The organism is [Limnothrix rosea] IAM M-220 (genome assembly GCF_001904615.1).
Taxonomy (GTDB): domain Bacteria; phylum Cyanobacteriota; class Cyanobacteriia; order Cyanobacteriales; family MRBY01; genus MRBY01.
Window position 1 is genome coordinate 1 of the sequence record NZ_MRBY01000081.1, and the last position, 10,966, is coordinate 10,966.

Consider the following 10,966-nt stretch of genomic DNA (forward strand, 5'->3'; position numbering starts at 1 on the left):
GCTCTCCCATTCACCGCGTCGTACTTCCGAGCATGCTTAAGCAAAACTCACGTTAGGTAATATCGCCTTTGGGCGAGCTGAGAAACTCCTCAATGGTCAGAGACTTTGGAGCGGTCAGGGTTGCACTCATGATGTATGGGCTGAGCTTTTTTTTAGTTTATCGAATGTCTTTAAGAGTCCGGTCTTTTCGCAATGTGAAGGTGACGTAACTCAGCTAGGACAAGCAAGCAAGCGTAGGATAAAATCGGACTTTCACAGCACTCATAATCAATAATTATTTTTCGGCGATCGCCATGACCCTAAGTCTCTACAACACCCTCAATCGACGCTCTGAACCCTTTGCACCCATCGAAGCTGGCAAGGTGCGGATGTATTGCTGTGGCATCACGGTCTATGACTATTGCCATTTGGGTCATGCGCGGACTTGTTTAAGCTGGGATGTGGTGCGGCGCTATCTGCAATGGTCTGGCTACGACGTGAAATATATTCAGAATTTTACTGATATTGACGATAAAATCCTCAACCGTGCCCGTAAAGAAAATAGCTCCATGGAAGCAGTGGCGGATAAATACATTGAGGCCTACCACGCAGATATGGCGGCGTTGTCCATTCAACCTGCCGACGAATATCCCCGCGCTACCCACTGTTTAGATGGCATTCAGAAACTCATCCATGATCTCGAAGCGAAAGGTTTTGCCTACGCCTCAAAGGGTGATGTGTATTATTCAGTGCGAAAATTTGAGGGTTACGGTAAACTTTCTGGTCGCAAGCTAGAGGATATGCAGGCTGGGGCTAGTGGTCGGGTAGAAGAAGATCCAGAAGCACCGAAAAAAGAAGACCCCTGTGATTTTGCGCTGTGGAAAGGAGCGAAAGAGGGAGAACCTTCTTGGGAGTCGCCTTGGGGGGCAGGTCGTCCCGGTTGGCATATCGAATGTTCGGCCATGGTGCGCGATCGCCTCGGTGACACCATTGATATTCACGTGGGTGGCAGCGATCTGATTTTTCCTCACCATGAAAACGAAATTGCCCAGTCCGAAGCGGCAACAGGTCAGCCTTTGGCGAAATACTGGATGCACAATGGCATGGTGAAAGTAGAGGGGGAAAAAATGTCGAAATCCCTCGGCAACTTTATTACCATCCGTGATCTCCTCGAAACCTATGACCCAATGGCTGTGCGCCTCTTTATTTTGCAAGCTCACTACACCAAGCCCCTCGACTTCACCGATGAAGCTTTGCAGGCCGCGACCAAGGGTTGGGAAACTTTAAATGAAGCCTTGCTTTTTGGTGAACAGCTCAATACCGATGGCATTACCGCCGATGCGGGGATTCTCCAGAAATTTAAGGATATTGTTGATAAAGACCTCAATTTCGCGGGCGGTTTGGCTGTTCTGTTTGAGCTAGCAAAAGAGCTTTGCAAAGAGAAAAATATTTTGGTGCATGAAGGCAAATTTAAGCAGCACCCTGAAATCCTTGCAACTGTATGGTTAACGCTCCAAGAGCTGGCCGATGTCCTCGGTTTTGTGGCGACCGAAAAAGCAACAGAAACCACGGGTAGCCTCAGTGATGCGGAAATTCAAGATCTGATTCAACAGCGCCAAGATGCCCGCGCGAATAAGGATTATGCTGAGGGCGATCGCCTGCGGGATATTTTGGTCGAAAATAACATCATCTTGATCGATAAACCCGGTGGCCTAACGGAATGGCGTCGGTAATCAGGTATCAGTGAACAGTTATCAGTTATCAGTTATCAGTGAACAGTTATCGGATATCAGGTGTAGGGTAGGTAGAGTAAACAATTTCCTGTACTTGCCCATCAGAAATTTTAAGAGAGTACAATGACGCAATTTTTCCAATTTGAACAGGATTTTATTCAGTCGATGCGCTGTATCCCGATGGTGATGCGCTACAAGCTTGATATGTCTGGCGTCAAAATGAAGCTCAGCCATTGGGGCAAGTTTGATGAAGCTGACAAACAAAAGTTTGTGGAGATGCCCTGCGATACTACTGAAGAAGCGAAGGCTTACCATGATGAGCTGCAAGCTGTAATCGAGGCCAAAACTGGGGCAAAGGCGAAAGTTCTCGATATTCCCGAAAATCCCCTATGGCAGCAATCCGAAATTCCAGCACAGGTACTTGAAAAAGCTGAGGCCTGTGATGTCACAATTTCATCAGAGCAATGGCAGAGCCTCACGAACTTACAACGGTTTGCCCTGATCAAACTCAGTCGTCCGAGCCACGAAAATCATAATTTTGTACCCGCCATGAAAGAATTTGGACTGATTGGCTGATTTCGTGAGGCGATCGCCGAAAACTGAGTTACATTGAATACCACTTCCGGTTCTAGAAACCTCTAACTTACGGAAGCTCCCATTACCGAGGCACGGACGTTGACGCAAGATCCCCAGAGACTATGGCAAGAAGTTCTGGTCAAATTAGAGCAACAGCTGAGCCGTCCGACCTTTGAAACATGGATCGAACCAACAATATTACAGCGCTGGCAAGACGATGAAATCATCCTTTGTGCGCCCAATGCCTTTGTGCTAAACCACATTCAGAAATACTACGGTGTTTTGATCTCTGAGACGATCGCCGAACTGGTGACCCATCCGGTTAATGTTCGTCTCACCTCCCCCGAAGGCAATACCCTGACTGCCACCCAAAGTTTCTATAGTCGCCAAAATAATCAACTACTAAAACAAGCGCCGAAAAAAGCCCAAGACCTCAACTCGAAATATACTTTTTCGCGCTTTGTCGTTGGTCCCACAAACCGAATGGCCCACGCGGCAGCCCTAGCAGTGGCCGAATCCCCCGGCGGCGATTTTAATCCCCTCGTTTTGTGCGGTGGTGTCGGACTAGGAAAAACTCACCTCATGCAGGCGATCGGGCATTACCGTCTCGATAGCAACGCCGATGCCAAAATTTTCTACGTTTCCACCGAGCAATTTACTAACGATCTCATCGCTTCAATTCGTAAAGACAGCATCCAAACCTTCCGCGAACATTACCGTACTGCCGATGTTTTGCTGGTAGATGATATTCAGTTCATCGAAGGCAAAGAATACACCCAAGAAGAATTTTTCTATACCTTTAATACCCTCCACGAAGCGGGTAAACAAATCGTTCTCGCCAGCGATCGCCCCCCTAACCAAATTCCGGGATTACAACAGCGTTTATCATCGCGTTTTTCGATGGGATTGATTGCAGACATCCAACCGCCCGATCTCGAAACACGGATGGCCATTCTCCAGAAAAAAGCCGAAGCCGAAAATATTCAGCTCACTCGCTCCGTTATTGAATACATCGCCACCCACTACACCTCCAACATTCGCGAACTCGAAGGCGCACTCCTGCGGGCAGTGACCCACATTGCCATTTCCGGCCTACCGATGACTGTTGAAAATCTTGCACCGATTCTCAACCCCACCGTCGAATATGCCCCCGCAGCACCAGAACTAATCATGCAAGTCGTCTCTGAGACAACGGGTGTGACGATCGATGATCTAAAAAGTGCCTCCCGCCGCCGAGAAATCAGTACCGCCCGACAAATTGCCATGTATCTCATGCGCCAACATACCGACCTCAGTTTGCCCCGCATCGGTGAAGCCTTCGGCGGCAAAGACCATACAACAGTCATGTATAGTTGCGACAAAATTGGTCAGCTCCTCACCAAAGACCAAAAAACCTCCCAACTCGTGAGCAAGCTCAGCGATCGCATTAATCGTCACCAACAATCCTAAATTTTCTGACTTAATGCTAATTTCCCATCGCTACCCTGATGATTTAATGGGGCGATCGCAGACATAAGATATTTCACCGCAATTGGAGCTAACTACTCAACAAATAGTAATTCTTTGAAAAAATATTACGTAGAAAGCTCGTTATTACTACATTTTCTATCAACTTAAAGAATTTCAGACAATCAGAAATTGGCAGAATTCCCCTAAATATCCTCAAAAATCAAAAAATACGCCTGAAATACCCGACTTTAGCTTCCCAAAAAAATTTGGCAAAGTTGGACGTATAGATAATTTATTTTCTGGCAGACGTTTGGTGATGAACGGTCGCTTTTCGTTTCAAAACATCCTATTAGATTTAAAAGTGAGGACAATGCCTATGTTGATTCGAATTAGGCAGTTTACTGACCCATTATTCCATTACCTCAATCAACCCATCGGCAAGTCCGAGCAATGTGCAGTGTGGAACCCCAACCGATTTTGGTACTTATATAAGATCAACCTTTTAGAGAAATGCTGGCTCAAAGATCCCGCAGTAAGAGGTCAAAAAACCTATTGAATTTCAGCTATTTAGACTGTTGCCATCTTCCAGCTGCTGCCGACTTTAAACGCGAGTCAAGGTTGCTGTGCCTTCTTGGGTGGCGCTAATTTTTTCTTCGTTTTTGCGTTGCATTTTACGCTGGCTACTCACTTGCCCATGAATATTGACGCAATAGGGAACCACGTAGGTTAACAAACTAGACAACCAGCGTGAGCGATCCATTTTGCCATTTAAGGCAGCATTGCCATGGTTGATGCTAAATAAAATGGTGCCAACGACTAATGCAACGCGGATGGCAGAAGGCATCATGTCTGGATGCCGCAGCCCTCGTAAGAAATCTCTCATTTTTGCAGCCTCTGTTACAAAAATTAATCATAACAGGTGCGGCCGTGAGATCGTGATTTTTCGGTAGGTAAAGACAAGAAAAAAGGGGGAGCGATCGCCGATTTAGAGCCTCTGTCAATTCACGTAATTTTGTGAGTTATGGCGAGTTATGGTGCAGTTAAAGTAGCAAAATAGCTTTGGAGTAGCTTTTGCAGATTTCGAGACGAACTTTTCTACGTTCAACAGCATTCATGGCAGGCAGTTTTATCCTGAGTTGTGCCCCTAACCAGCTCTATCGTCAGGCGGCCATTGGACAGTTCTTTATGCCCGATGAAGGTCAGGAAAATGTGCGGACATGGATGGCTTTCGTTGCCAATGACTACATTTGGTCAAGGAAACAAATTCCTGAAGTTAAACGAAATCTCGCGTTGATTGCGACGACGATCGCGAAATATGAGCCTGTGTCGATTTTGGTTTCTCCTAAAGATTTTGCGGAGGCACAGCAAGTCTTCGGAGACTTCAACCAATATGACCATGCCATCGAACTAATCCAATTTCAACTTGATGATCTTTGGTTACGGGACACAGGGCCGACCTTTGTGTTTGATAGTCAGGGGCAAAAATATGGCATAAATTTTAACTTTAATGGCTGGGGTGGTAAGCAACAATCGGCCTATGATGCCATGGTGGCTGACTTTATTACGAGTACGGTGGATGCCACGGCGATCGCCTCAAATCTTGTCCTCGAAGGTGGCTCCTTTGAAATCGACGGTCACGGCATGGCTATTTTGACGAGAAGCTCTGTCTTAAATAAAAATCGCAATCAAAATATCGACGAAGCGATTGTCGAAAAGGAACTAAAAACTTTACTTGGCATCAAAAAAATCATTTGGCTAGAGGGCATTAAGGGCAAAGATATTACCGATGGTCACGTTGACTTCTATGCACGATTTGCTCGACAGGGAGAGGTTTTCGTGAGCCGCGATAATTATCCGCAATCCCATGATTATCAAGTAACGCGGCAAAATATTGAGGTGCTGCAAAATGCCACTGACCTTGGGGGAAATCCCCTAAAAGTCACGGTTATTGATGCTCCGGCTGTCATCAACGAAAGGTTTGGGGTGCGTGATTTTGCGGCGGGCTATCTTGGTTACTACCTTTGTAATGGGGCGGTGATCATGCAAAAGTTTGGCGATCGCGCGGCTGATCAAAAAGCCAAAGAGATCCTTGCTCAAGCTTTCCCTGATCGAGTCATTGAGCAAATTGCCATTGATGGGATCGCCTCCGGTGGCGGTAGTGTCCACTGTGCGACTCAGCAGGAGCCGGCAATGCCTAGTGGGCCCCTAGACAGTGAGTAAAGATAACGTAAACAAAAATAGGCAATCAATCATCAAGGAGATGGGCGATCGCCGTTATATTTTTTCCTGTGAGCATCCCTTAAAAGCGAGGATTAGAATCGCGCACAATCTTAAATTCAATTTCCTGTAAAAACGCTGGATCAACTTTAGTTTCTGGGTGGGGAAAGACTAATGTTCCTTGTTCACCGACCTTTGCTGTCGCCAATTTCAGCTTAACGTTGGCATCCACCAGCTTGAAATTTTTCACGTTTGCGAGGGATTCAATGGTGCGATTAATCAGGCTAGAGCCTTCCTCTGGGGTTAGAGCTTTGATGGAAGTTTCACCCGTTTGGGATTGTAGGCGTTTATTGGCTGCTTCAAGCTGGGTATTTTGCTGTTTTAGACCCGTCACATTTTTTTGCAGATCAGATAGTTCTCGTTTAAGAGAGTTGATTTCTTTTTGGGCTGTATTCACACCAGAGGCGCGTTTCCGCAGAATATTAACCTCTTGTTCAAGGTTGGCGATCGCCTCACTCAGTTGACGATTTTCCTCTGATAATTCTTCAATGATTTGCTCCGAATCCTTAGAGCGCACAGTTTTTTGAGGTTGAAAATTGCGGGGTTGGAAGCTGCGGGATACAAATTCTTCAGGCATGATTTTAAACTCCAGTTAGAAAAAAATTGCAATCAAAAATAACGGTCACAACGGCAATAAACTTAACGATCAGGAATATCAATCGGGCGATCGTCGAGCTGCAAACTGCGCAATGTCCTTTTGTTAGCAGGGTCTTTCACATCCACAAGCCAACGATTTTTCGCCGCCACATAAGACACATCCACATCCAATTCCCCAAAAATGTCCCTTAGCCGTGACACATCAGGTTTAGCAAGGACTTCATCTTTGACCTCACTAGGTTTACGAGCAGGCGGTCGCACCTCTTCATCAGGAATGGTGAGAAAACGCGCACGAATACTAGATAAAGCACCCGCATTTAGACTACCTAGTTTGTCGAGGTCGCCGCTAATGGGTTGAATATTCACCACGCCGTCATCATCTTCATCGATCATCATTTTTAGATCGACCTCGATTTCACTCACTGCCAGCCCCGTTTGTAAATTATTTAAACCTGCCGACTGTTCTAGAGCTGCAGCGTTAATCTGGCTTTGGGCTTGCAAAACAGATTGACCAAATTCGCTCAACAGTGAATTGATGTTCATCTTAGCCATTGCTTTCATCTCCTGCATCAGTATCAGTTGTTGGATTTGCGCCTTGGTTAATGACATCAAGGGCAACATTCAGGCGAGAAGGTGGGGGAACAGGGGTTAATTTCACCTTCATTTTGGTGGAAATATCCACATTGCGATTTAACTTGCGCTGGGTCTGCAACGATTTAGTCGCGGCATAGAGTAAAGGCTTCGATTTCACCGTGCCGGCGGTGTCAATTTCCTCAACGACTTTTAGATCCATGGCCACTTCCACTGTTGCTTCGGAAAAGGCGAAAAAAGTTGGCATTACGCCGAGTTCTAATAAACTCACTTCGACAGGTGGTGATTGTTCATAGCTAACGTCACCTGTTTCGTTGATGGTTTGCTGGATGCGAGGAACGACGGCGACCCTTGTTTCGGCTAACTCTTGCAGCACTTGGGCTGAGGATAAATCAAGGCGAGTTTGACCTTCGGCAACGGATTCGGCGAGCTGGGTGATGAGATCTCCGAGGGCAGCACCAGCCAGCTCTTGCCCGGAGTTATTGAGATTTCGAGGGGAAAGATTAAAGGTCATGGGAGCTAACGACCTCCAGTAAGTTTTCTTGGGTAAAAAAGAGAGATGAAATGGGTTGGGAACTCAGTACTCCTTTGGACGAAAAGCTTTTCGTAGTCGACCACATTTGATCTATACGCGCCATGGCGATCGCCCGAAGTACTGAATGCCCTAACCTTTTAAGTCAGAAACCCGAAAAATAAATAGAGTTAAATTAGGGTGTTTCCGATTCTGTGGGCGCTGGGCGATTATCCACAATGATCAGTTGCGGTTCCAGACGTGCTGGCGGTGGCACAGGCACGAGTTTCGTCACCATACGGCTTGTGCCGTTCACCTCCTTACCAAACTTACGGTTGTGGGACACCTCCGCTTTAATCGACGCACTCCACATGGAGAAGCCAGCCTTCGCCTCAGCCGTTACTTTGACATTCGTCTCGCGGCTAGTGGTCGTCTTGATGTCCATCTTGACTTCAATTGTCGCCTCAGAAAACTGATAAAACGTTGGCATTAAACCAACCTGCAACAACGACACATCAACTGGATCCGCTTGGGTGTAGCTCACCGTGCCATCGGCGGCGATCACTTGGGTGACCCCAAGCACAACCGGAATTTCTGTTTCTGCCAAAATCGTCGCTGTTCTGACAGAGTTGCTATCTAAAGCAGCTTGGGCATTTGCAATACCCATTGCTAGCTTTGCAACCATATCCGGCAAAGGTACATCTAGTAGTTCTTGTCCAACACTTGCCATAATGAGTTCCTCAATATTTTATGGTCATCGTTAGTAGATTCACGCCTGAGGATTGCCATAGAGCCGTTGGAAGGCGAGGAATTTCTCTGGTTCGAGAAAAACACTGCCCACAAAAGTAATACCCGGCTCTTGTTTTAGTCCCATTCCCAACTCGTAGGGTAACTGCGCCACAATCCAAGCTGTACTTTGGATCACAACTCTGCCACCCCGGAGATTTACTAAGCCAAGGGCATAGGAAATAGGACGTGGAGACTTAATGAGAAAGAGATGTTGTTGATCGGAATCTGGTAGAGCAAGGTTAACTTCTGCACCAAAGCTACGCGCAATGTCATTTGTCATTTTGTCTACCGTTTAACTCTCTTTGCTTTTAAAGTCTACGACCCCTAAAAGTGCAATTACGGACATTTTTGCAACTTAAATATTTCGCAACAAAAATAGGATTTTTCATCTATTTTTTGAGTCAAAAATGCATTTCGCAAAAATCTTCTTGGCATTATCAGAAAACGCCAAAAGCTATTTCTGCAAAGAATCTCGGAATTTCTAAGCTATTTTGCTGATTAAAAACCTTCATCAGGATAATTTAATGGTTATTCATAAAACTATTATGTGATTTTGGGGTTCCCAGCCAGCAACAAAAATATAATATTTTCAAGTTGTAAAGTTTTTTGTCTTAAGCTAATTTTTTTCTGGATTTTTTATTGTTAGTTTGTAGGGCAAAAGTTAAATGTTTAGAGAAATATTTTTTGGTCGCAAACTGGTTTTGAATGTTTTGTTTGTTTTGGTAGAGCTTGAAATGGGATTTTGGGGCTTTTTTGCTCGTAATTATTGATCTGGCTAACAGGGTTCGTTGGGGGAATAAATTGCGGCGATCGCCCGACCTGATGCCGCCGAGACTTAGTCTAGATAACGCCGAAGAATGCAAAACAGATTTCAGCAGAACAGAGCTTCGCCGCTAGACTGACGTATAAATATTTAGGCAGTAGAGAAGAAAAGACCAGGTACGAATACAAAGTAGCCGAAATTCTGCGGGTGGTAGATGGCGATACCGTCGATCTCGCCATTGATCTAGGTTTCTATTTACTAAAGCAAGAGCGTATCCGTGTTGCAGATATCGATGCACCGGAGTCTCGTACGAGGGATTTAGCGGAGAAAAAATTAGGTTTAGAAGCGAAAGACTTTGTGCAACAGCAATTAGAAACAGCAGCAGAAATTATTATTCGCACAGAAAAAATCGATAAATATGGCCGTTATCTCGGCTGGCTTTATCTAGACGGAGCCGAAATTTCATTAAACGAGCAAATGATCCACGATGGTTATGCATGGTCTTACGATGGCGGTCGAAAAACCAAAAATCTCGGAGAGCTAGAGCAACGTCGCCGGGCATTGGGCACATGGCGAGAAGGAAGCTAGTTTGAGTTAGGGTGAAGCGATGATGGGGCGGTTTTCTCAGGTCATGGGTTTTGGTGAGAGTTGGTGAGAAATTGATCAGAATAATAGCTCATCTTGTCGCGTCTCCTTATCTTTATGCCCTGATTATTAAAGGTTTTAGTCCGTCGATAGATGGCTTACAGTGGACTGATCCGTAACGGTGATTTTGGTAGCTCGTTCTAGGAGTAAATTGAGGGCTGTGCGGATAAAAATGAGAATGGTTAATCGTGCTAACTCATCCCACTGACTGGAAATCATGGTCTTGAGGATCGTTGCACCGACCAAAAAACTCAGACTAAGGGAAAAGGAATAACCCATGGCTAGGCGGCTATCTTGGAAGGCTTTGGCAATGTCTTTTTCTCGGATGATTTGGTTAAAAAAAATCACCACGGCACGCACAACACCGAAGGCAATCACCACTAATGCCAAAATTTGACACACGCTGGTCAGGATTCCATTGAAAAGGTAAACAAAGTATTGCAGGTCTTGGTTAATAATTTCGATAGTCACTACACACTCCAAGGTGTCGACGGCCGTCGTGATGTAGGTCTAAAAAATAAGTGGCGATCGCCTGCTGTTTACTCTAGAGCTTTTTCGAGAAAAATCGCCTTACCAAAAGTGGGATCTAGTTCGTAGCCAGTAAACCCAAATTTTTGATAGGCATTAATGGCTGGATAATTTTTTTCGAGCACTTCGAGGGTGATTTTACAGGCATTTTTTGAGCGCGCAATTTTTTCGATTTCACCTAACAAAATCTGACTAACACCCTGCCGCCGAAAGTCTACATGGACAACAAGATCGTGGACATTGACTAACGGTTTGCCTTTAAAGGTTGAAAACAGATGAAACCCATTGGCTAAACCTGCAGGTCTACCACCGGCATAACACAGAATCGAAAAGGCATGGGGAATGGCAGCTAATTTTGCAACAAGAGTCTCTTTTACTTCTTTGGGTAATCCTTTACCACCACCCGATGCCCCTGCGGCGTAGTAATCCAATAAAAAAACTAAATCTGTTCCGTGTTTAGGGTTGTTGTAATCCTAAGTACAGGACAAAAGTTGAACAGGGTCGAATAGAGGACAAGGAAAAGAGGAA

13 protein-coding genes are annotated in these 10,966 nt (G+C 45.4%); 5 read left to right on the forward strand and 8 right to left on the reverse strand.

All coding sequences use genetic code 11. From position 1 onward, the window contains the following. The first annotated feature begins 293 nt into the window (after positions 1-293). The 3 genes from cysS to dnaA all read left to right on the forward strand — a co-directional run bounded on the left by cysS (position 294) and on the right by dnaA (position 3,737). The gene (gene cysS / locus NIES208_RS17905) at positions 294-1,712 is read left to right on the forward strand and encodes a cysteine--tRNA ligase (protein WP_075894352.1); all 1,419 of its coding nucleotides are present in this window, start codon (positions 294-296) and stop codon (positions 1,710-1,712) included. A 123-nt stretch (positions 1,713-1,835) separates the two neighbouring features. Further along, entirely contained in the window at positions 1,836-2,288 is a 453-nt protein-coding gene (locus tag NIES208_RS17910; protein WP_075894353.1) for a nitrate reductase associated protein, read from the forward strand. A 99-nt stretch (positions 2,289-2,387) separates the two neighbouring features. After that, the gene (gene dnaA, locus NIES208_RS17915; protein WP_075894354.1) at positions 2,388-3,737 is read left to right on the forward strand and encodes a chromosomal replication initiator protein DnaA; all 1,350 of its coding nucleotides are present in this window, start codon (positions 2,388-2,390) and stop codon (positions 3,735-3,737) included. A gap of 601 nt (positions 3,738-4,338) precedes the next feature. On the opposite strand, the gene nrtS is transcribed toward dnaA, so the two are convergent. Further along, positions 4,339-4,620 carry a nitrate/nitrite transporter NrtS gene (nrtS, locus tag NIES208_RS17925; protein WP_075894355.1) on the reverse strand — a complete coding sequence of 94 codons (282 nt, stop codon included), beginning with the start codon at positions 4,618-4,620 and terminating at the stop codon, positions 4,339-4,341. Positions 4,621-4,850: 230 nt separating this feature from the next. Between nrtS and NIES208_RS17930 the strand changes: the two genes are divergently transcribed. Beyond that, on the forward strand, positions 4,851-5,957 hold the full coding sequence (locus NIES208_RS17930) for an agmatine deiminase family protein (RefSeq protein ID WP_075894356.1): 1,107 nt from the start codon (positions 4,851-4,853) through the stop codon (positions 5,955-5,957). Between the two features lie 79 nt (positions 5,958-6,036). Here NIES208_RS17930 and NIES208_RS17935 read toward each other — a convergent pair whose 3' ends face one another. The 5 genes from NIES208_RS17935 to NIES208_RS17955 form a co-directional block, all read right to left on the reverse strand. After that, positions 6,037-6,591: a hypothetical protein gene (locus NIES208_RS17935; RefSeq protein ID WP_075894357.1), complete on the reverse strand. Its 555-nt coding sequence runs from the start codon at positions 6,589-6,591 to the stop codon at positions 6,037-6,039. A 62-nt stretch (positions 6,592-6,653) separates the two neighbouring features. Beyond that, a complete protein-coding gene (locus NIES208_RS17940) occupies positions 6,654-7,163 on the reverse strand; it encodes a hypothetical protein (RefSeq protein WP_139325101.1) in 510 nt (169 codons plus the stop codon). Further along, on the reverse strand, positions 7,156-7,716 hold the full coding sequence (locus NIES208_RS17945; RefSeq protein WP_075894359.1) for a DUF2589 domain-containing protein: 561 nt from the start codon (positions 7,714-7,716) through the stop codon (positions 7,156-7,158). Before NIES208_RS17945 ends, NIES208_RS17940 begins: the two co-directional genes overlap by 8 nt. 193 nt (positions 7,717-7,909) lie before the next feature. Beyond that, positions 7,910-8,443: a hypothetical protein gene (locus NIES208_RS17950; RefSeq protein WP_075894360.1), complete on the reverse strand. Its 534-nt coding sequence runs from the start codon at positions 8,441-8,443 to the stop codon at positions 7,910-7,912. A gap of 39 nt (positions 8,444-8,482) precedes the next feature. Further along, positions 8,483-8,782, reverse strand: coding sequence for a hypothetical protein (locus NIES208_RS17955; protein WP_075894361.1), 300 nt, complete (start codon positions 8,780-8,782; stop codon positions 8,483-8,485). A 690-nt stretch (positions 8,783-9,472) separates the two neighbouring features. Here NIES208_RS17955 and NIES208_RS17960 point away from each other — a divergent pair. Beyond that, positions 9,473-9,853, forward strand: a complete 381-nt coding sequence (locus NIES208_RS17960; protein WP_225875349.1) for a thermonuclease family protein — start codon at positions 9,473-9,475, stop codon at positions 9,851-9,853. A gap of 135 nt (positions 9,854-9,988) precedes the next feature. Here NIES208_RS17960 and NIES208_RS17965 read toward each other — a convergent pair whose 3' ends face one another. Both NIES208_RS17965 and NIES208_RS17970 read right to left on the reverse strand, forming a co-directional pair. Next, on the reverse strand, positions 9,989-10,381 hold the full coding sequence (locus NIES208_RS17965) for a DUF1622 domain-containing protein (RefSeq protein ID WP_216349435.1): 393 nt from the start codon (positions 10,379-10,381) through the stop codon (positions 9,989-9,991). Between the two features lie 68 nt (positions 10,382-10,449). After that, on the reverse strand, positions 10,450-10,869 hold the full coding sequence (locus tag NIES208_RS17970; protein ID WP_084176684.1) for a GNAT family N-acetyltransferase: 420 nt from the start codon (positions 10,867-10,869) through the stop codon (positions 10,450-10,452). Between the last annotated feature and the right edge of the window lie 97 nt (positions 10,870-10,966).